Annotated in this window: 18 protein-coding genes; 6 read left to right on the forward strand and 12 right to left on the reverse strand. The window is 64.5% G+C overall.

Annotated elements, in window-relative coordinates:
- The first annotated feature begins 114 nt into the window (after window positions 1-114).
- A complete protein-coding gene (locus WN72_RS32125) occupies window positions 115-1,956 on the forward strand; it encodes a caspase family protein (RefSeq protein WP_167380645.1) in 1,842 nt (613 codons plus the stop codon).
- A 273-nt stretch (window positions 1,957-2,229) separates the two neighbouring features.
- On the opposite strand, the gene WN72_RS32130 is transcribed toward WN72_RS32125, so the two are convergent.
- The 4 genes from WN72_RS32130 to thiD all read right to left on the reverse strand — a co-directional run bounded on the left by WN72_RS32130 (window position 2,230) and on the right by thiD (window position 6,164).
- Window positions 2,230-3,213, reverse strand: coding sequence for a threonine/serine dehydratase family protein (locus WN72_RS32130; protein WP_027560397.1), 984 nt, complete (start codon window positions 3,211-3,213; stop codon window positions 2,230-2,232).
- A 64-nt stretch (window positions 3,214-3,277) separates the two neighbouring features.
- The gene (locus WN72_RS32135; protein WP_092213783.1) at window positions 3,278-4,321 is read right to left on the reverse strand and encodes a glycosyltransferase family 4 protein; all 1,044 of its coding nucleotides are present in this window, start codon (window positions 4,319-4,321) and stop codon (window positions 3,278-3,280) included.
- 13 nt (window positions 4,322-4,334) lie between these two features.
- The gene (locus tag WN72_RS32140) at window positions 4,335-5,147 is read right to left on the reverse strand and encodes a UDP-2,3-diacylglucosamine diphosphatase (RefSeq protein ID WP_027560399.1); all 813 of its coding nucleotides are present in this window, start codon (window positions 5,145-5,147) and stop codon (window positions 4,335-4,337) included.
- Between the two features lie 216 nt (window positions 5,148-5,363).
- Entirely contained in the window at window positions 5,364-6,164 is an 801-nt protein-coding gene (gene thiD, locus WN72_RS32145; RefSeq protein ID WP_092213781.1) for a bifunctional hydroxymethylpyrimidine kinase/phosphomethylpyrimidine kinase, read from the reverse strand.
- Window positions 6,165-6,489: 325 nt separating this feature from the next.
- Between thiD and WN72_RS32150 the strand changes: the two genes are divergently transcribed.
- Together WN72_RS32150 and WN72_RS32155 are read left to right on the forward strand one after the other, a co-directional pair.
- On the forward strand, window positions 6,490-8,469 hold the full coding sequence (locus WN72_RS32150; protein ID WP_244553673.1) for a hybrid sensor histidine kinase/response regulator: 1,980 nt from the start codon (window positions 6,490-6,492) through the stop codon (window positions 8,467-8,469).
- 247 nt (window positions 8,470-8,716) lie between these two features.
- Window positions 8,717-8,962 carry an Lrp/AsnC ligand binding domain-containing protein gene (locus WN72_RS32155; protein ID WP_027560402.1) on the forward strand — a complete coding sequence of 82 codons (246 nt, stop codon included), beginning with the start codon at window positions 8,717-8,719 and terminating at the stop codon, window positions 8,960-8,962.
- 120 nt (window positions 8,963-9,082) lie between these two features.
- On the opposite strand, the gene WN72_RS32160 is transcribed toward WN72_RS32155, so the two are convergent.
- Window positions 9,083-10,009, reverse strand: coding sequence for a c-type cytochrome (locus WN72_RS32160; RefSeq protein ID WP_092213779.1), 927 nt, complete (start codon window positions 10,007-10,009; stop codon window positions 9,083-9,085).
- 154 nt (window positions 10,010-10,163) lie between these two features.
- Here WN72_RS32160 and WN72_RS32165 point away from each other — a divergent pair, with 154 nt between their 5' ends.
- Window positions 10,164-10,580, forward strand: coding sequence for a CHRD domain-containing protein (locus WN72_RS32165; RefSeq protein ID WP_027560404.1), 417 nt, complete (start codon window positions 10,164-10,166; stop codon window positions 10,578-10,580).
- 163 nt (window positions 10,581-10,743) lie between these two features.
- Complete coding sequence (locus WN72_RS32170) at window positions 10,744-11,118, forward strand: VF_A0006 family four-cysteine protein (protein WP_027560405.1); 375 nt, start codon at window positions 10,744-10,746, stop codon at window positions 11,116-11,118.
- Between the two features lie 7 nt (window positions 11,119-11,125).
- Here WN72_RS32170 and WN72_RS32175 read toward each other — a convergent pair whose 3' ends face one another.
- The 6 genes from WN72_RS32175 to WN72_RS32200 all read right to left on the reverse strand — a co-directional run bounded on the left by WN72_RS32175 (window position 11,126) and on the right by WN72_RS32200 (window position 18,297).
- On the reverse strand, window positions 11,126-12,409 hold the full coding sequence (locus WN72_RS32175; RefSeq protein ID WP_092213303.1) for a cystathionine gamma-synthase family protein: 1,284 nt from the start codon (window positions 12,407-12,409) through the stop codon (window positions 11,126-11,128).
- A gap of 178 nt (window positions 12,410-12,587) precedes the next feature.
- Window positions 12,588-13,376, reverse strand: coding sequence for a substrate-binding domain-containing protein (locus WN72_RS32180; RefSeq protein WP_231164081.1), 789 nt, complete (start codon window positions 13,374-13,376; stop codon window positions 12,588-12,590).
- A 179-nt stretch (window positions 13,377-13,555) separates the two neighbouring features.
- Window positions 13,556-14,002, reverse strand: a complete 447-nt coding sequence (locus tag WN72_RS32185; RefSeq protein ID WP_027560407.1) for a c-type cytochrome — start codon at window positions 14,000-14,002, stop codon at window positions 13,556-13,558.
- Between the two features lie 132 nt (window positions 14,003-14,134).
- The gene (locus WN72_RS32190; RefSeq protein ID WP_027560408.1) at window positions 14,135-16,444 is read right to left on the reverse strand and encodes a xanthine dehydrogenase family protein molybdopterin-binding subunit; all 2,310 of its coding nucleotides are present in this window, start codon (window positions 16,442-16,444) and stop codon (window positions 14,135-14,137) included.
- A gap of 337 nt (window positions 16,445-16,781) precedes the next feature.
- Complete coding sequence (locus tag WN72_RS32195; RefSeq protein ID WP_092213301.1) at window positions 16,782-17,699, reverse strand: NADP-dependent oxidoreductase; 918 nt, start codon at window positions 17,697-17,699, stop codon at window positions 16,782-16,784.
- A gap of 322 nt (window positions 17,700-18,021) precedes the next feature.
- Window positions 18,022-18,297 (reverse strand): YjiS-like domain-containing protein, encoded by a 276-nt coding sequence (locus WN72_RS32200; protein ID WP_027560410.1) that lies wholly within the window; start codon window positions 18,295-18,297, stop codon window positions 18,022-18,024.
- A 39-nt stretch (window positions 18,298-18,336) separates the two neighbouring features.
- Between WN72_RS32200 and WN72_RS32205 the strand changes: the two genes are divergently transcribed.
- On the forward strand, window positions 18,337-19,140 hold the full coding sequence (locus WN72_RS32205; RefSeq protein ID WP_143130544.1) for a hypothetical protein: 804 nt from the start codon (window positions 18,337-18,339) through the stop codon (window positions 19,138-19,140).
- A 175-nt stretch (window positions 19,141-19,315) separates the two neighbouring features.
- Here WN72_RS32205 and WN72_RS47100 read toward each other — a convergent pair whose 3' ends face one another.
- Window positions 19,316-19,438: a DUF2839 family protein gene (locus WN72_RS47100; protein ID WP_244553672.1), complete on the reverse strand. Its 123-nt coding sequence runs from the start codon at window positions 19,436-19,438 to the stop codon at window positions 19,316-19,318.
- Window positions 19,439-19,509: the final 71 nt, after the last annotated feature.

Genomic DNA, 19,509 nt, shown 5'->3' on the forward strand with positions numbered 1-19,509 from the left:
GATTCAGATCACGCAGCCTATCATGGTGACCGCGGTCACGGACCCCGAACTCGAACGCGGCCAGTCTGCCTCGCAACCAATCTCGCATCGAGATCAGTGCCAGAGGAGCACGCCATGTTCCGCCTAAAGCCTTTCCTGATGACGGCTAGCCTCGTGGGAAGCCTGTTCGGCTTTCTCGGCGGCCCTGTTTCCGCGCAAGTCGCTCCCGTGGAGCCCGCCCCCACCGCGCTGCAAGGCCCGGAGCAGCGGGTCGCGCTGGTGATCGGCAATTCGAACTACCAGAACGCGCCGCAGCTGCAAAATCCCGACAATGACGCGCAGTCGATGGCGCAGTTCCTGAACTCGGCCGGTTTCGAGGTGGTTGCCGCGACCGACCTGACCCAGAACGACATGCTTCGCGTGGTCCAGGACTTTTCCGCCAAAGTGTCCGCGCGCGGTCCGAACACCGTGGCGATGGTCTATTACGCTGGCCACGGCGTGCAGCTCGCCGGCGAGAACTACCTCGTGCCGGTCGATGCCAAGGTCTCCAGCCCCAACGAGCTCGTCAACAATTCGGTGCGCCTGGTCGACGTGATGTCGACGCTGGAGTCGATCCCGAGCCGCATGCGCATCGTCATCCTCGATGCCTGCCGCAACAATCCGTTCCCGAGCGTCAACGACGCCGGCCGCGGCCTTGCCATCGTCGACGCGCCGAACGGCTCGATCGTCGGCTATTCCACCGCGCCGGGCGCCGAAGCGCTCGACGGCACCAATGGCCACAGCCCCTATACGCAGGCCTTCCTCAACATCGCGCATGAGCCGAACGTGCCGATCGAGCAGCTGTTCAAGCGCGTGCGTCTTCAGGTGAACCAGACCACCAGCGGCGCGCAGATCCCCTGGGAGAGCTCGTCGCTGACGAGCGACTTCACCTTCTTCGGCGACACCGCCGTTGCCGCCAACCGCGCGCCGCTGAATGCGCCTGTGGTGCAGATGGCCTCCAACCTGCCCAGCCGCTCGACGCGCCAGGCCTATGACTACGTCCTGTCCGAGGGCCGGCCGGAGTACTATCAGGAGTTCATCCAGATGTACCCGCACGACCCGCTGTGCGACCACATCCGCTGGCTGCTCAACAACCTGCTGCTCACGCAGGCCTGGCACAAGGCGGTGCTGGCGAACTCGCCGATCGGCTACCAGAGCTTCTACGACAGCTACGGCAACAGCCCCTATGGCTCGTCCGCACTGAAGCTTGCAGCGCAGCCGAAGCTGATCCCCCTGATGCAAGCGACCAAGTTCCTGGCGCCGCAGAACATTGCCCCGACGTTCAAGGTCGGCAATCTCGGCCAGCCCAAATACATGCCGCTGATGCAGCAGGGTAATGGTGGTGGCCAGATCAACGCCAACCTGCCGGTCGTGCAGAAGCCGATCGACGGCAACGTGATCGGCAAGCTCGGCAATGGCGGCCAGGTCGTCAACCTGCCGGCGGGTAACAACCAGCCGAACGGCACGCCCTCGCAGAACCCGGGCAAGATCGTCACCCTGCCTGCGCCGACCAACACGACCAACAATAGTGGCGGCACCGGCAAGATTATCACCCTGCCCGCGACCAACAACGCGCCGAACGCCGGCAATGGCACCGGTACTGGCAAAGGCACTGGCAACGGCAACCCGGGCAAGATCGTCAGCATGCCGGTGAACGTCGGCAAGGGCGGCACGACTGTCGACACCAAGCCGGTCGTTCAGACGCAGACCAATCCGATCCGCGTCAACAACGGCAACACCGGCATCGTCAAGCTCAACAACAATCCGGTGAACAAGGTGCAGGTGCAGAACAACCAGCAGAACAACAACAATCGCCCGCAGCTCAATACGACCAACCGCATGGTCAACAACGGCGGCAACAACTTCCGCCAGTCGATGAACCAGGCGCCGAGCATGAACAATGGCGGCAACAATCGCCGCGGCGGCTTCATGCACTGATCGCGATCAGCGCAACAGCAGAAGGGGCAGAGCGGCGACGCTCTGCCCCTTTGTCGTGTCGGGGAACACGGGTTCTCGCAGCCCTTGCAGGCTTGGAAGAGGTCGTCATGCCCGGGCTTGTCCCGGGCATCCACGTTCTTCGTGCCGTCAGAAAAGGCGTGGATGGCCGGGTCAAGCCCGGCCATGACGCCGTGGACGCATCAGCGCGCCCAACACTCATCTCACATGCGATTGCTTCCCGACGGGAAGAGGCGGATCATGTCGATTAGAGGATCAAGCCACCAGCTCGGCAAACAGATCCGCATCGACATTGCCGCCGGAGAGCACGATCACGACGTTCTTCCCGGCAACATCAAGGCGTCCCGCCAGCAGCGCGGCAAGACCCACCGCGCCGCCCGGCTCGACCACGAGCTTCAGCTCACGATAGGCAAAGCCGACGGCCGCGCCGACTTCCTTGTCCGATGCTGTGACGCCACGCGCCAGCAGCTTGCTGTTGATGGCGAACGTCATCTCGCCAGGCATCAGCGCCATCAGCGCATCGCAAATGGTGCGGCCCGCAGGCGGATGCGGCTCGCGATGGCCGGCGGTGAGCGAAATGCCGTGATCGTCGAACGACTCGGGCTCGGCCACGACGATCTCGGCCTGCGGATAACGCGCCTTCACGGCGGTCGCAACGCCCGCGATCAGACCGCCGCCGGAGGCCGGCGCGACCACGATATCGGGAGCAAGGCCGAGTGCCGCCATGTCCTCTGCGATCTCGCGGCCGGCGGTGCCCTGCCCTGCGATCACGAACGGATCGTCATAGGGTTTGACCAGCGTCGCGCCGCGCTTCTCGGCGATGCCGCGCGAGATCGCCTCGCGGTCGTCCTTGTCGCGATCATACAGCACGACCTCGGCGCCGTAGGACTTGGTGCGCTCGCGCTTCGACAGCGGCGCGTCCGCCGGCATCACGATGGTTGCCTGCATGTCGAGGATTTTGGCTGCCGCCGCCACGCCCTGGGCGTGGTTGCCGGAGGAGAACGCGACGACGCCGCCGGCGCGCTTGTCCTGCGGGATCGAGAACACCTTGTTGAAGGCGCCGCGGAACTTGAAGGAGCCGGTGCGCTGGAGCATCTCCGGCTTCAGGAACACTTTGGCACCGACACGCTCGTTGAGCACGGGAAAGGACAACAGCGGGGTGCGGATGGCGTAGGGCGCGATCACGCGCGCTGCGGCATCTATATCGGCAGGGCCGATCGGAAGGAGCTGTTCGGTCATGGCCCGAACTTATCGCGGCAGCCTGAGCGCGGGCAAGACACCTCCGCGCGATGAATCCCGGTTTTCAGGCTACGAAACTAACCGGATCTGCCCCATTCCTGCCTGATAGCACAGCGCCGACCGCCTGGATGCTGTCGATGAAGACCCGGGCCGAGGCCTCCCAGGTGTAGTTGGCGGCGAACTCGACGCAGTCCTGCCGGGAGATCCCGAGCGCCGCGAAACACGCGCTGCGTAGGTCGTGATCGAGCGCGCCGACCGGCGCATCACCGATCACGTCGCGCGGGCCCTTCACCGGAAAGGCCGCAACCGGCAGGCCGCTTGCGAGCGCCTCCAGCAGCACCAGGCCGAACGTGTCGGTCTTGCTGGGAAAGACGAAAACATCGGCGGCGGCATAGATCTCCGCCAGTGCCTCGCCGTGCTTCTCTCCTAGGAAGATCGCATCGGGATAGGCGTCTTCCAGCGAGGCGCGCGCCGGGCCGTCGCCGACGACCACCTTGGTGCCAGGCAGGTCGAGCTCAAGGAAGGCTTCGAGGTTCTTCTCCACCGCGACGCGGCCGACCGAGAGGAACACCGGCGCCGGCAGGCACAGGTCGATGGCGCGGGGATGGAACAAGTGAGTGTCGACGCCGCGCGGCCACAACACGACATTGTCGAAACCGCGCTCGGTCAATTCGCAGGCGAGTGCCGGCGTCGCCGCCATCACGGCGCGGCTCGGCGCGTGAAAGCGGCGCAGCGCCCGCCAGATCAGTGAGCCCGGCACCGGCACGCGGGCGCGGACATATTCGGGGAAACGGGTGTGGAAGCTGGTCGTGAACGGCAGCTTGCGCTGGCGGCAATAGCGGCGGACCATCAGGCCGATCGGCCCTTCGGTCGCGATATGGATGCTGTCGGGGCGCGCTTCCTCGATCAGCTTCGCGATCCGCGCCGGACGCGGCATCGCCAGCCGCACGTCGCGATAGCTCGGCATCGCGAAGGTGCGGAACGATTGCGGCGTCAGGAACGTGAACTCGACACCGAGCCCCTTGGCGGCCTCAGCGAGCTTGGTCAGCGTCCGAACCACACCGTTGACTTGCGGGTGCCAGGCGTCGGTCGCGACCAGGATGCGCATCAAGCCGCCTCTGTTACGCAGCTCTGGCTGCCACCTGCGGAACTTGTGCCGGCTTCCGCAGCTGGTCGGCCCAGGTGATGATCTCGAAATTGCCGTCGTCGTGCTCGACCAGCGCGGTGCAGCTCTCGACCCAGTCACCGCAGTTCATGTAGCGGATGCCGTTCTCGTCGCGGATCACGGCGTAATGGATGTGGCCGCAGATCACGCCGTCGGCGTCATGGCGCCGTGCCTCGGCGGAGAGCGCCTGCTCGAACGCGCCGATATAGTTGACCGCGTTCTTGACCTTCTGCTTGGCCCATTGCGATAGCGACCAATAGGGCACGCCGAACATGCGGCGGAAGAAGTTGACGAAGCGATTCATCTGGATCGCGAAGTCGTAGGCCTTGTCGCCGAGATGCGCGAGCCAGCGCGCGTTCTGCACCACGAGGTCGAAGATGTCGCCGTGGATGACGAGGTAACGCTTGCCATCCACGCCGGTGTGGACGGTGTTCTCGACGACGTCGATGCCGCCGAAATGCGTGCCGTAATAGTTGCGCAGGAACTCGTCGTGATTGCCGGGCACGTAGATGATCTTGGCGCCCTTGCGCGCCTTGCGCAGCAGCTTCTGGACGAGGTCGTTATGCGATTGCGGCCAGTGCCAGCTCGATTTCAGCGCCCAGCCGTCGACGATGTCGCCCACGAGATAGATCGTATCGGCATCGTGGTAGCGCAGGAAGTCGAGCAGAAGGTCGGCTTGAGAACCGCGGGCTCCGAGATGAACGTCGGAGATGAACAACGTGCGAAAGCGCCGCTCCGGGCTCTCGTCACTCACATCGTAACTTCCCATGCGACCGCCCGTAACAATTTCCCGTGACAGGGGGATGACGATTGAACCTTTGAGGCACCCTCAGTTACGAATCAAACCTTGCCTCGCCCTCCCCGCGAATATCAGTCGCATGCGACAATCAGGCGACATGAAGCGGCGATGACCGCCCGCAAAGCTACGGAACCCCAAGGCGTTATTGGTTAACGCCGGGAGCCGCCGTGCCGCGCGAGGCCGGCGTCAATAGAACTTGTGGAAATGATGGATCGGCCCGTGGCCGTGGCCGACGCTGAAGCGGTCGGCGGCGGCGATCGCCGCGCTGATCCAGGCCTTGGCGCTCTGCACGGAGCGCTCGAGATCTTCGCCCCTGGCGAGCCCGGCCGCGACCGCCGACGACAGCGAGCAGCCGGTGCCATGGGTGTTGCGTGTGGCGACGCGCGGGGCGGCAAGTGATATCGTTTTTTCCGAATTTACGAGATAGTCGATGCTCTCGGCCCCCTCGCCGTGGCCGCCCTTGATCAGCACCGCGCCGCAGCCGAGCGCCAGCAGGCGGCGGCCCTGACGCTCGATCTCCGCCTCGCTGGCCGCAACGGGCTCGTCGAGCAGCGCGGCGGCCTCCGGCAGATTGGGCGTGATCACGGAGGCGAGCGGCATCAGTCGCGTGCGCAGCGCGTCCACGGCTTCGGACGCCAGCAGGCGATCGCCGGAGGTCGCGACCATCACGGGATCGAGCACGATATGGCGGGGCTTCCAGCGCGTCAGCGCGGCCGCGATCGCATCGATGCTGGCGGCCTGGGCCACCATGCCGATCTTCACCGCGCCGACCTCGAGATCGGAGAACACCGCGTCGATCTGCGCGGTGACGAAATCGGCCGGCACCGCGTGGATGCCGGTGACGCCGCGCGTGTTCTGCGCCGTCAGCGCCGTGATCGCGGAGGCGCCGTAGACGCCGAACGCGGCAAAGGTCTTCAGGTCCGCCTGGATGCCGGCGCCGCCGCTCGAATCCGAGCCGGCGATGGTGAGTGCGACCGGCGTCGTCATCGCGGCATGCATTTGCTTGATAGGAACTGCGCCATGGCCTGTCCTAGCGCGGCCGTGGAACGCCAGCAAGCGTTGCGGGCCGCGGCCAGCCGTGATTCGCTGTGCTGACGGCCCCGCGAATCAGGTGGAGCCGATCCGGCGCGGCACCGGCGGCCCGCAATCGTGCGGGCTTGCAAAATGCAACCGCGCCGTCCCCTTGGTACGGTCTCGCGTTCGGCGTGTGTGTCCATGCGTGAGACGTTGGGCGGCGGGACCCGTCCAACGGCAGCAGCGATGCGGGCCGCCCCGGCCCGAGAAGCCTCGAATGCCAGCTTGGGGTGGAACCATGTGGGCCTTTCTCGAACGCATCCTCGACTCCTCGATGTTCTCGCCGCACGGCATCTGCCTGCTGTGGGAACCCGAACTGATCTGGCTCCATGTCGTCTCCGACGCGATCATCGCCGCCGCCTATTTCTCGATTCCCTTCGCCCTCGCCATTTTCGTCACCAAACGGCGCGACCTCAAATTCGGTTGGGTCTATTGGGCGTTCGCGATCTTCATCATGGCCTGCGGCCTGACCCATGTGCTGGCGATCTACACGCTCTGGGTCCCGATCTACGGCATTGAGGGCCTCGTCAAGGCGGTCACGGCCGCGGCCTCCATCTTCACTGCCGGCGCGCTCTGGCCGCTGCTGCCGAAGATCCTGACGGTCCCCTCTCCGTTCGAACTGCGGCAGGTCCAGGCCGCGCTCGAGGAGGAGGAGATCAAGCGCCGGGACGCGACGCTCCTGCTCAAGCAGGTCGGCGAAGCCCAGCGCGCGATGCGCGAGAGCGTGGTGCGCCTCACCGCGATCGTCGAGACCGCGGTCGACGGCGTCATCCTGTTCGACGCGCAGGACCGCATCCTGCTGTTCAATCCGGCCTGCGAGCGCCTGTTCGGCTATCAGGCCGGCGAGGTGATGAACCGGAACGTCGGCATGTTGATTTCAGGCGCGGACGCCGCGCCCGACAGCCGCGCGAGGCATTTCGCGACCGGCGGCGAGGCCGTCGGCCTGCGCAGGAACGGATCGACCTTTCCGATGGACCTCTCGGTCGGCCAGGCCCGGCAGGACGGCGAGTTGATCTTCGTCGGCATCGTCCACGACCTCACCGCGCGCAAGCTGACCGAGCAGCAACTCCAGCAGGCGCAGAAGATGGAGACGGTCGGCCAGCTCTCCGGCGGCATCGCGCACGACTTCAACAACCTGCTCACCGTCATGATCGGCAACGCCGAGCATTTGAGCGAGCAGCTCAAGGCAAGGCCTGACCTGCGACGGTTTGCCGACGACATTTGCCTGTCGGGCGAACGGGGCGCCGAGCTGACGCAGCGACTGCTCGCGTTCAGCCGCCGCCAGCTGCTCCAGCCGCAGACGATCGATTGCCGCAACCTGCTCGAGTCCATGTTCAAGCTGCTCAAACGCACCTTGCGCGAGGACATCGAGATCAGGACCGCTTCCGGCCCCGGCACGATCCTGGCTTTTGCCGACCGCGCCCAGCTCGAATCCGCCGTGCTGAACCTTGCGCTCAACGCGCAGGATGCCATGCCGTCAGGAGGACACCTGACGCTGAGCACGGAGCTGGCTGCGATCGACGAGGACTATCGCGCCCTTCACCCCGAAGTCGCATCCGGCAGCTACGCCATGATCGCGGTCACCGACGACGGTGAAGGCATGACGCCTGGTGTCATCGAACGCGCCTTCGAGCCGTTCTTCACCACCAAGGAGGTCGGCAAGGGGTCTGGCCTCGGCCTCAGCATGGTCTATGGCTTCGCCAAGCAATCCGACGGCCATGTCGCGATCTACAGCGAGCAACGCCTGGGCACGACGGTCCGGATCTATTTGCCGCGCGCCGACGCGGGACCATCTGCGGGCGACCTTGCCGACGGCGAGGAGGCGGCGCCGCGAGGCTACGAAACCATCCTGATCGCGGAGGACGATCCGTTCGTCCGTTCCTCCGCCATTCGCAGGGTGGAGGCACTCGGCTACAGCGTCGTTGCCGCGGTCAACGGCAAGGAGGCGTTGCAGCGGCTGCGCGCCGAACCCGGTATCGACATGCTGTTCACCGACATCGTGATGCCCGGCGGCATGAGCGGCTGGGAGCTTGCCGAGCAGGCGCGGCGGATTCGCCCGGGCCTGCCGGTCCTGTTCACCTCCGGCTACGCGCTGGAGACCCTGGTCGAGCAGGGCCGCGCGCATGCCCAGGCGATCCTGCTGACCAAGCCCTACCGCAAGGCCGAGCTCGCACAGCGGCTGAGGGAAGCGTTTGCCGCGGCCGCCGTGATCTCGTAGGCCCCTCGATCGGAGGCTACCGAACTTGGTCGGGCCTGCCTGGTTCGAGACGCCCCGCTTTCGCGGGCTCCTCACCATGAGGGTCTGATATCTCGTCGTGAAACGGGACCCCATCCTGAGGGGCCGCCGCAGCCGGGCATCACGAACGATGGCCGCGGGCGGCAAATCCCCGCGGCCAGCAAGTTCGCTTGCCAATCCCGACCGGTTTTGGCCTATTAGCGGCAGATATGCCTTCGGAGTGACTGCAATGGTTCCTTTCTTCGTCCAGATCAAATGCAAGCTCGGCCAGTCCTACACGGTGGCCAACGCGCTTGCCGAAGCCGAGATCGCCTCCGAGATCTACTCCACCGCAGGCCATTACGATTTGCTGGTGAAGTTCTACGTCGACAAGGACACCGACATCGGCCACTTCATCAATGAGAAGGTGCAGGTGCTGCCGGGCATCCAGGACACCCTCACCATCATCACCTTCAAGGCCTTCGGCACGAGCTAGAGCTGATCCGGACCCGCAGGGCCGCGTTAGCGCAAAGTGCGAAGCGGTTTTCCCTCGCGACAAACGCGGAACGCGCTTGCGCGGAGATCATGCTCAAACAAGAGCCTAAAGGGGCTTTCGCTAGCTTGCCGCCTTGCGCTTGGGCGGCGTCGGTCCGTCCACCGGCGGCAACGATTTGATGTACTCCGCCATCGCCGCGATATCCTCGTCCGGCAATTGCGAGGTGTTCTTGATCACGCGTGTCATCGCGCCGCCGACGCTGTCGCCGTCGGGCAATTCGCCGGTCTTGAGGAAATAGGCGATGTCCTTGGCGCTCCATTCGCCAAGGCGCTTCTGCGTGATGTTGGGCACCCAGCCCTCGCCTTCCGGATTGGGGCCGCCGGCAAAGCGCTCGCCGGAGATGATGCCGCCGAGCGCGTTGCGCGGGCTGTGGCACTCGGCGCAATGGCCGAAGCTGTTGACGAGATAGGCGCCGCGATTCCACTGCGGTGACTTGCTGCTATCGGCGACGAACGGCTTGCCGTCCATAAACAGGAATTTCCAGATGCCGATGTTGCGGCGGATGTCGAAGGGAAAGCCCACGTCATGGTCGCGCACCTTGCCTGCAACTGGCGGCAGCGTTTTCAGATAGGCGAAGAGATCGAGCACGTCCTCGCGCTTGGCATGCTGATAGGAGGTATAGGGAAACGCAGGAAAGTAATGCTGCCCGCTGGGTGAGACCCCGTGCATCACCGCGTTGACGAAATCGGCCTCTCGCCATTTGCCGATGCCGTCGGTCGGATCGGGCGAGATGTTCGGCGCGTAGAACGTTCCGAACGGCGACTTGATCGCGACACCGCCGCCGAGCTTGAGACGATCGTCCTGGCCGGGAACGGCATGGCAGGACGCGCAGCCGCCGGCGTTGAACACCACCTCGCCATTGGCAAGGTTCGGCACATGGGCTGGCGCGGCGCTCACGGCGGCCACCACCGGCGCGCTGAGCCACCAATAGACGCCGCCGGCTACGATTGCTGCGAGCAGCGCCGCGATCATTGTTCGTTGCAACATCAGGTCCATCCACGCGGTTGCGGCAAGCCTATGACCTCTCTCCGCGCGGCTCCAGCCACGAAGAATTTAGTCCGTCCCCGGCGGCAACGGGAATAAACTGAAACGGCGGCTGTTGAAAGTTTGGCAGTCCAACGAGGTCACCAGGGAGAATGTCATGAACAAGACCGTGATCGCCGTGTTCGCACTCGGCACTTTGGCTTTTGCAGGCTCGGCCAGCGCCGAAAAGCTGAAAGCAACACTCGACGGCAAGGCCGAGGTGCCGGCAACGACCAGCAGCGGCACGGGGACGGCCGATCTGGACTATGACGCCGCCAGCAAGAAGCTGTCCTGGAAGGTCACCTATTCCGGCCTGTCCGGCCCCGCCACCGCCGCGCATTTCCACGGCCCGGCCGAAACCGGCAAGAACGCCGGCGTCATGGTCCCGATCCCGAATGCAGCCTCGAGCCCGGTCGAGGGCTCGGCGACGCTGACCGACGCCCAGGCCGCCGATCTCCTCGCCGGCAAGCTCTACGTCAACATCCACACCGCAGCCAATCCGGGCGGCGAGATCCGCGGACAGGTGACGAAGTAAGAGACTGCTTCATCGGCAAAGGCCGGGTGCGCGGCAAGCGCGTCCGGCCTTTTCAATTTGAGCGAAGATGTCGCAGTCCGCCAATTTGCGGCCTCGCGCCTTGCCAGCCCTCCGATTTCGGCCATAAAGTTCGGCGCGATTACCCAATCCGAAGAGTGACACCGTGCGCCTCGTTTCCAGCGTTCTCGGTCGGCCCAACGTCGCAGGCATCCGCAGACGGAACAGCACGCCGTCATACGTCCTGGCCGGCGCTGTCGCGGCCGCTGCGATTGTTGCGTTCTCCGGACCGGTCGCAGCGCAAAGCGACCAGGAAAGGCAGGCGCAATGCGAGCTGTCCGCGCTCCGCGACACGCGATCGCCCCTTGCGGTCCAGTATATCCGTTCGGCCTGCAACTGGCTTGTCGTCAACGGCGACTCGCTGCTGAACGCATCCAGCAAGGGCTATTATGTCTGCCTCGTGCGTCAGCTCTCCGGCGCGCAGAGCAACGAGGCCGCCGCGGCGATCATGTCGGCCTGCCGCGCGTCCAATCCACTTTGAAGCGCGCTCAGGCGGCGTTCAGCGCATGCCCGAGATCGGCGATCAGGTCCGCCGGATTCTCGATGCCGATCGACAGCCGGATCGTGCAATCGAGCACGCCGATCTTCTGGCGGATGTCGGCGGGAACGCCGGAGTGAGTCATCGTCGCCGGCAGGCTGGCGAGCGACTCCGTTCCGCCGAGACTCACCGCGAGCTTGAAGATCTGCAGCGCGTTGAGGAATTTCACCGCCGCGTCCTTGCCGCCGGCGATGTCGAACGAGAACGTCGATCCGGCGCCGAGGCACTGCCGCGCGAACACGCGCCCCGCGGGCGATGCCTCTTCGTGATGGCCGAGGTAATGCACCGTCGCGACCTTGGCATGGTCGCGCAGAAAATCAGCCACGAGGCGCGCATTCGCATCGGCTTTCTCCATGCGAAGGCTGAGCGTCTCCAGCGAGCGGTTGATCATCCAGCAGGAATGCGGATCGAGCTGGGTGCCGATGGCGCCGCGCAGCGCCTTGATGCCCTTCATGATCGCCTTGCTGCCGAGCGCGGCGCCCGCGATCAGGTCGGAATGACCGCCGACATATTTGGTGAGAGAATACAATGAAATATCCGCGCCATGCTCGATCGGCCGCTGAAACACCGGTCCCAGCAGCGTGTTGTCGCAGGCGATGACCGGAACAAGTCCCTGCGCTTTTCCGATCGCATCTGCAACGCGCCGGATCATCGCGATGTCGACGAGGCCGTTGGTCGGGTTGGCCGGCGTCTCGATCAGGATCATCGCAACGCGGCCCTTGCCCATCGCCTCTTCCGAAGCCTGCCTGACCGCCGTCTCGTCGACACCGTCTGCGAAGCCGACGGCGCCGATCGACAGGCGCGCAAGCGTGTTCGTCAGCAGCGTTTCGGTCCCGCCATAGAGCGGCTGGGAGTGCAGGATGACGTCGCCCGGCCGCACGAAAGCGAGGATCGTGGTTGCGATCGCCGCCATGCCGGACGAGAACAGCGCGCAGCTTTCGGTGCGCTCGTAGACCGCGAGCTTGTCCTCGACGATCTCGCTGTTGGGATGATTGAAGCGCGAATAGACGAGACCCGCGCCCATCCCCTCCGGCGGCTCGCGCCGGCCGGAGACGAAATCGAAGAAGTCCTGCCCGTCCTCGGCCGTCTTGAACACGAAGGTCGAGGTCAGGAACACCGGCGGCTTGATGGCGCCTTCCGAGAGCTGCGGATCGTAGCCATAGGTCAGCATCAGCGTTTCCGGATGCAGCATATGGTTGGCGATGTGAGTCTTCGACGGGAACGGTTTTGCCATGGCTTGCCTCGCTGGTCCTGATCGAGATGCGCGCCGCGCCTGAGCTTTCGCGATGCTGAAGCAATCGGAATCGGACGCGCCGGTTCCGACGGCTCGCATCAAAGAAAGCGGAGTCCGCTACTCATCGCACGCAATGTACGGCCTTCAGATCACGCAAAGACGACGCGCCGGCCCGCCTTCAGTGCGCCGGCAACGGCTTCAACCCGGCTTTGATGATGGCAGCTGCTGCGTCCGCGGAGGACAGGAAATTAAGCAGGGCGATTGCGGCCTCGGGATGCTGCGAATTCTTCGGCAACGCGCCGACGTAGTAAGTCGGCGGTTGGATCTCGGCTGGCACCGTGCCCGCGAGATCAACGCCCGGAACATGCATCAGCTCGGCGACCTGCTGGAATCCGATCTCCGCCTCGCCGCGGGCAACGACCGCAGCCACCGGCTCGCCCGAGGGCGGACCCGGCACCTTGCGGGTCTTGCCGGCGATCTCGTCGGCAACGCCGAGCTTCCTGAAGCCGACCGTCGACAGATAGGTGCCGCTCGAACTGTCCGAATAAGCGATGGATTTGGCCGCAAGCAGTGTCTTGCGCAGCGAGTCCATCGTGCTGATGTCGGGCTTGGGTTGACCCGCGCGCACCACCATGCCGATGAACGATTGCGCGAGCTGAATCCGGCTGCCGGGGCGCGTCAGCTCGCGCTTGTCGAGGAGATCGACGCCGACGCCATCCATGATCACGACATCGGCGTCCTCGCCGCGCGCGAGGCGCGTCGGGATCGCCTCTGGCGAATCGCCGATCGAAGGTCCGCGCGTGGTGACGAGTTTGTGTCCGGTCGATGCCTCGAACGCGGGACCGAGCTCCTTGTACACGTTGAAGAAGCCGGCCGAGATCATCACCTTGAGATCGGCCGCTCTCGCGCCGGGCGCGAACAGGACAGCGATCAGAACGGCAAACAGGCAGAGGACATGGCGCGGCACGATACGACTCTCAAGAAGCATTTCGCTTGCAGTGTCCTACGAAAGTCGGCCTGCGTCCAGCCGCGACATGCGAGGCAACGAAAAAGGGCGGCTGCTTGCGCAGCGCCCTTCGTTGACAGTTGGTAGCCGGATGGAGCGGCTTGTCCGCCGAAGCGCGAAGAGCGAAGGCGAAAAGCGCCTCAGCTGTTCTTGATTCGGAACGTCTCGTGGCAGCCGCCGCATTCCTTGCCGACCGCGGGGAAATTCGCCTTGAGCGAATCCAGATCCTTGATCTTGCCCTTGGCCTCGCCGACGACCTTGGCGAAGCTGGCGACCTTGGCCTCGAAGCCGGCCTTGTCCTCCCAGATCTTCGGCGAGGCCGAGTAATCGCCGTCAAGCTTCACGCCCTTGGCGCTCGCCGGAAACAGGCTCGGCAGCTTCTTGGCGGTGTCCGCGAACTGCGTCAGCGCCGCGTCCACCGTGGCCTGATCGTAGGGCTTCTCGCCCTTGACCATCGCAGCCACCGCGCCGGCGTTCTTGCCGTTGCCCTTCATGAGCGTCTGGACCTCCTTGACGGTCTCATGCTGCGCCCAGACCGCGCCCATACCGAACAGCAGCGCGCCCGCAACTACCAACACTCGCTTCATTCGCAAAATCCCTTTCCTTGAGACAGGATCGTGCTGACCCCACAATGGGGCCAACACCGCTTGGCAGATTTCATTCCGTCCCAAGTGCGACGATTAATCGCCGCGCTTGGGATGATTTGGCTCGGCTTGAACTTACAGGCTGTGACGGCGGTGATGCTCGTTGATGGCGATCCACACCCGCTCCGGCGTCGCCGGCATGTCGATGTGGTCGATCTTGTATTCGCGCCAGAGCGCATCGACGATGGCGTTGACCACGGCCGGACAGGAGCCGATCGCCCCGGCCTCGCCCGCGCCCTTCACCCCCATCGGATTGGTCTTGCAGGGGACGTTGTTGGTCTCGAACACGAAGGCCGGACCATCCGCCGCGCGCGGCAGCGCGTAGTCCATGAAGGTCGCGGTGATGAGCTGGCCGTCGCCCGCGCCATAGACCACCTGCTCCATCAAGGCCTGGCCGATGCCCTGCATGGCGCCGCCATGCACCTGCCCCGCCAGCAGCAGCGGATTGAGCGTCTTGCCGAAATCGTCGACGATCACGTAGTTGACGATCTTGATGATGCCGGTCGCCGGATCGATCTCGATCTCCGCCAGATGCGTGCCGTTCGGGTAGGTGCCGTCGGCGCTGGCAAAGGTCGCGCTGCCATTCAGCTTCGACGGATCGACGCCGGGCCGCTTGGTGAGATCGGCGAACGAGATCGAGCGGTCGGTGCCGGCGATGCGCACCATTCCTTCCGAAATCTCGAGGTCGCCGGCGCTGGCTTCCAGCGCCTGCGCCGCGATCTCCTTCAGCCTCGAGCCGAGCTCGCGCGTAGCACGCTCGACGCTGACACCGCCTGACGGGATCGATGCCGAGCCACCGGTGCCGAGGCCGGTCGCGATCTCGTCGGTATCGCCTTGACGGACGTGCACGCGCTCCGGCGCGAGGCCGAATTGTTCTGCGACGATTTGCGCATAGGCGGTCTGGTGCCCCTGCCCGCTCGACTGCGTGCCGATCAGGACGGTGACGTCGCCATTGGGATCGAGCCGCACATTGGCCGTCTCCTCACCCATCACACCGCAGATCTCGACATAGCTGGCGAGCCCGATGCCGCGGATCAGGCCACCCTTCTTGGCCGCCTTGGCGCGCTTTGGAAATTCCTTCCAGTCGGCGATCTCCATCGCGCGCTTGAGATGCGCGGCGAAGTCGCCGGAATCATAGACCTTGCCCGTGGCCGTCTTGTAGGGCAGCGCCTTTGGCGGGATGAAATTCTTGCGGCGGATCGCGTCCGGCGTCATGTCGAGCTTTCGCGCGCAGGCGTCGACCAGGCGCTCGATGACATAGGCCGCCTCGGGCCGGCCCGCGCCGCGATAAGCGTCCACCGGCACGCTGTTGGTGAAGATGGTGCGCACCCGGCAGTGGAAGGCCTGGATGTCGTAGAGGCCCGGCAGCATGCCGGCGCCGCCATGCGGGATGTAGGGCCCGAAGGTCGAGAGATACGCACCCATGTCGCCCATGAGGTCGCAATCCATCGCGAGGAATTTGCCGTCTTCAGTCAGCGCCATCTTCGCGGTGGTGACGTTGTCGCGGCCCTGCGCATCGCCCATGAAATGCTCGGAGCGATCGGCCGCCCACTTCACCGCCTTCTTCAGCTTGCGCGCGGCGACCGCCATCAGGGCGTATTCGCGGTAGGGAAACAGTTTTGTGCCAAAGCCGCCGCCGACGTCGGGGCAGATCACCCGCATCTTGTCGGTGGGGATGTTGAGCACGTTCTGGCAGAGGATGTCGCGCAGGCGGTGGCTGCCCTGGCTGCCGACCGTCAGCGTCAGATGGTCGCGCTTGGCGTCGTATTCGCAGACGGCGGCGCGCGTCTCCATGAAGCTCGCGACCACGCGCGGATTGACGATGGAGATCTCGGCGACCGCATGCGCCTTGGCAAAGGCGGCTTCGGTCGCGGCCTTGTCACCGATCGAGACGTCGAACAGCACATTGCCTGATTTGTCCGGCCAGACCTGCGGCGCGCCCTTCTTCACGGCGTTGACGACGCCGGTCACCGCCGGCAGCGGGCTCCATTTGACCTCGATCGCCTCGATCGCGTCGCGGGCCTGGTCGATGGTCTCGGCGACGACGAAGGCGACGGCATCGCCGACATGGCGCACCTCGTCCCCAGCCAGGATCGGGTAAGGCGGGCCGGTGAACGGATCGGTCTCGAGATTGAACAGGCAGGGCAGATTGCCGAGATCCTTCACGTCATCGGCAGTCAGGATCAGCGCGACCCCGGGCAGCCCGCGTGCGCGGCTCACATCGATGGTGTATTTGGCATGGGCATGCGGCGAGCGCAGCATCAGGCAGCGCAGCGCGGCCTGCGGCGCATAATCGTCAGTATAGCGGCCCTTGCCGCGGATGAGCGCGTCATCCTCCTTGCGCAGCACGCTTTGGCCAACGCCGAACTTGATGGGAGCCGCCATTGTCTTTTCCCGTTCTCATGGTTGTTTTGCGAACCATATTGCCGTGGAAAAAGTGGCAAGGCAAATGGGTTTGGGCGGGCATGGTCCGCGAAAGATCGCCCCCTGCCCAGCCTGTCATAGCGGCATGGGACGCAAGGGCCGCAGCTCGCTCATTTCCCTGTGAGATCGACAATCGGGCGGACATCCCTGGCCCGCTCAAACCTCCTTGCGGCCGATGGCAGCAAAGCGACGTTTTGCGACGCTTTGAGAGGCCGATTATTGACCCGCTCCGACATTCCCAACAGCCGGCCGACCTGGACGCGCCGGCCGGCTGCGCACATCAATGGACGTGCTTCGGTCAGGGACGAACGCGGATAATCGTACTCCCCTTACGTCGCTCGGTCGGATTCAAGGCGGCGACGGCATCGTCGAGGGTCGAGACGTTGCCGATGTTGATCCGCAGTCGTCCGTCCCGCACCCGCTGGACGATCTCGCTCAGTTGGGCACGATCAGCCTCGACGACGAAATCGATCGCCAGCCCTTGGGAAGGCCGAGCCTCCACCGGCCCGACGATAGACACCAGTGTTCCTCCGGCTCGAATGAGTGCTGCAGACCGCTTCTGGATGTCGCCACCGATGACATCGAACACCAGATCGACTTTGCCGACGTCCTCTAGTGCGTCGTTGTCGAGGTCGACGAACTCCTTCGCGCCGAAGTCGAGCACGGTCTGACGATCGGCGGCACGTCCGGAGCCGATGACGTAGGCTCCGGCCTCTCGTGCGAGTTGCGTCACCATGGACCCGACTGCGCCTGCCGCACCGTGTGCCAGCACACTCTGTCCCGCCTGAAGGCGACCGTGCTGGAACAGCCCTTGCCACGCGGTCAGGCCCGAGATCGGCAAGCTCGCGCCCACGGTGAAGTCGACGTCGCCCGGCAGCGGCGCAAGGTTGCGCGCCTCGATCGCCACGTACTCGGCCAGCGTGCCGTCGCGATACCAATCCGCCAGACCGAACACCCGTTGTCCCACCGACAGCCCCGTCGTTCCATATCCAAGGGCAGAGACCACTCCGGCGAGCTCGTGCCCGGGGATCGACGGCGTTCGGTTGCGATCAAGGCGATCGGCCCAGGTCGAGGGCCACTCAAGCTCAGTCGGGATAAATCGCGACGCATGAATCTGGACGACGACATCGTTTATTGCTGCCTGCGGCTCGGGCCGATGCACCAGCTTCATCCCGGCAGTTCCCGCGGCTTGCTCCGTTACAACGATCGCCTTCATGGGATTCTCTCCTTGGTCATTTGTCTCTTCGGTTGAGATGCGAGGGAGCGCGCACGCGCCGGAGTTCCACACACGTCAGGCAGTGTGGAACTCCTGTCTCTGTGTCGGCGACTGAGCTGTCTGCATTGACCGCGACTCCCGCCGAGCCCGATGGATCTGGCTCGCTCCGATCCATGGTCGTAGCGAGTAGATGCGTTGCGCCTGACTACAAAAAAAGTACCAAGATTGACGATTCTGGCTGTACCAGCCGATGCCGTGACGTCGGCCTTGAGACAGCGAGCCGACGAGAAGCGCGCACGAGGATCACCGCACGGTCGATCGCTTACATCCCACCGCGCCCCCATAGATCCGCGGCGCGATCCCTCAGCGTATCGATCGCGCGCTCAGGCGTGAAGTAGTCGACCTCGCCGCGCGTCAGGCCGATGTCCATCAGCTCCCTGTCACTCAAGTCCTGCAAGGTGACTCGCTGACCCAAGCGCTGCTGCTGAAACACACGCCAGTATCGTCTAAGCAAGCTCAAGACCATGGAGAGGTCGAGGCCGCGCCTCGCGGCATCGCCCTCCGTCTCGCATGTGCTGTTCGTCAGTTGAGGTGGCATCGCACGCTCCTGCTGTTGTGCCGGCAGGGAGCGTGGCCAATGAAAAGGCCCCGTCCGATGCCGGCGGGGCCCTGGTGGAAAGATGTCGTCGTCGAATTCCTAGCGCGCGACTCCTCCCACGGCCCAGCCGAAGCGGGTCATGTGCATCGAGTTCACTTTGCGCACGGATTTGATCATGAGGTGCCACTAGCACGCGAATCGCACGAAATCAAGAGATGTGCGGACATTGGTTGCACCCTGGAGGCGAGCCCTCGCGCCGGCACTGTTCGAGCCGATGCGAACGTGCACCAATTTCTGCCCAAATGCTCACCTCCAGTCGTGGAGATCGTCTTCTGGGGGATCATGATCAGCTTTCGAATAATCGCTGCCGCCGTGGCTATCGCGGTGAGTGTGCCTGCGGGTGCCGATCCCTGGGTTCAGCGCCCAGTTCTTAGAATTGGCCAGCCCATGCGGATAGCGTTGCCTGACTTTGCTGCAGCCGGCCCTTCGGAGACTGAACTAGGTAGTTCACTCTCGCGGGCCATTGCCTCTGACCTCAAGCAAAGCGGCGCGTTCGAGTTAGTTGATCAGGTGGCGTTCCTGGACAAGAACGTGAATGTCGACGCGCCGCCCGAATTTTCCGATTGGCGCAGAACCCGCACACAGGGATTGGTCGTCGGACGCATCACCCGTCAGCCCGACGACCGGATCAAAGTCGAGTTTCGGCTTTGGGACGTCTCCAGTGGCGCACAACTTGCGGGCCAGCAGTTTATCGGCAGTCCCGGCGATCTCAGCGGCATTGGCCATATGATTTCAGGCGAAATCTACCAGAGCATAATGAACGAGAAACATACTTTCGAGTAGGGCTGGCTGTGCACTCTCGTTCGCTGCTGGACCGCCTTCGTAGCCGGAGCGGGCAAAACGAGCTTATCGATACGCGCCTAGCCGCGCACCAGCGAAACCAGCCGGCTCCGGCCGAGCAGCACGAGGATCGCGAGCGCGTAGCCGATCGTCCCTCCGACCGCCAGCAGGACCAGCGTCACGTCGTCCCGAAAGTGTACGCGCCCAGCGCAGGGCCGCTGAAGCGCACGATCAGCCAGAAGGCGGCGGTGAGAATGATTCCGGTCAGCACGAATTTGGCGAGAAACAGCAGCCAAGGCACGGTTCAGCACGAGAAAGCCGCGCAATTGATCTCGCCTAGTCCCCCACAAGAACGCCCATAAAAAGAGAACG

The sequence above is a fragment of the Bradyrhizobium arachidis genome, assembly GCF_015291705.1.
In the GTDB taxonomy this organism is placed as follows: Bacteria; Pseudomonadota; Alphaproteobacteria; order Rhizobiales; family Xanthobacteraceae; genus Bradyrhizobium; species Bradyrhizobium arachidis.

Bases quoted from the DNA above. Each gene is read 5' to 3' on its own strand.
- WN72_RS32185 (WP_027560407.1), bottom strand. From the start codon at position 14,002: ATGAAGCGAGTGTTGGTAGTTGCGGGCGCGCTGCTGTTCGGTATGGGC.
- WN72_RS32135 (WP_092213783.1), bottom strand. From the start codon at position 4,321: ATGCGCATCCTGGTCGCGACCGACGCCTGGCACCCGCAAGTCAACGGT.
- WN72_RS32150 (WP_244553673.1), top strand. From the start codon at position 6,490: ATGTGGGCCTTTCTCGAACGCATCCTCGACTCCTCGATGTTCTCGCCG.
- WN72_RS32190 (WP_027560408.1), bottom strand. From the start codon at position 16,444: ATGGCGGCTCCCATCAAGTTCGGCGTTGGCCAAAGCGTGCTGCGCAAG.
- WN72_RS32205 (WP_143130544.1), top strand. From the start codon at position 18,337: ATGAAAAGGCCCCGTCCGATGCCGGCGGGGCCCTGGTGGAAAGATGTC.
- WN72_RS32130 (WP_027560397.1), bottom strand. From the start codon at position 3,213: ATGACCGAACAGCTCCTTCCGATCGGCCCTGCCGATATAGATGCCGCA.
- WN72_RS32155 (WP_027560402.1), top strand. From the start codon at position 8,717: ATGGTTCCTTTCTTCGTCCAGATCAAATGCAAGCTCGGCCAGTCCTAC.
- WN72_RS32125 (WP_167380645.1), top strand. From the start codon at position 115: ATGTTCCGCCTAAAGCCTTTCCTGATGACGGCTAGCCTCGTGGGAAGC.
- thiD (WP_092213781.1), bottom strand. From the start codon at position 6,164: ATGACGACGCCGGTCGCACTCACCATCGCCGGCTCGGATTCGAGCGGC.
- WN72_RS32200 (WP_027560410.1), bottom strand. From the start codon at position 18,297: ATGCCACCTCAACTGACGAACAGCACATGCGAGACGGAGGGCGATGCC.
- WN72_RS32195 (WP_092213301.1), bottom strand. From the start codon at position 17,699: ATGAAGGCGATCGTTGTAACGGAGCAAGCCGCGGGAACTGCCGGGATG.
- WN72_RS32140 (WP_027560399.1), bottom strand. From the start codon at position 5,147: ATGGGAAGTTACGATGTGAGTGACGAGAGCCCGGAGCGGCGCTTTCGC.
- WN72_RS32175 (WP_092213303.1), bottom strand. From the start codon at position 12,409: ATGGCAAAACCGTTCCCGTCGAAGACTCACATCGCCAACCATATGCTG.
- WN72_RS32165 (WP_027560404.1), top strand. From the start codon at position 10,164: ATGAACAAGACCGTGATCGCCGTGTTCGCACTCGGCACTTTGGCTTTT.
- WN72_RS32160 (WP_092213779.1), bottom strand. From the start codon at position 10,009: ATGTTGCAACGAACAATGATCGCGGCGCTGCTCGCAGCAATCGTAGCC.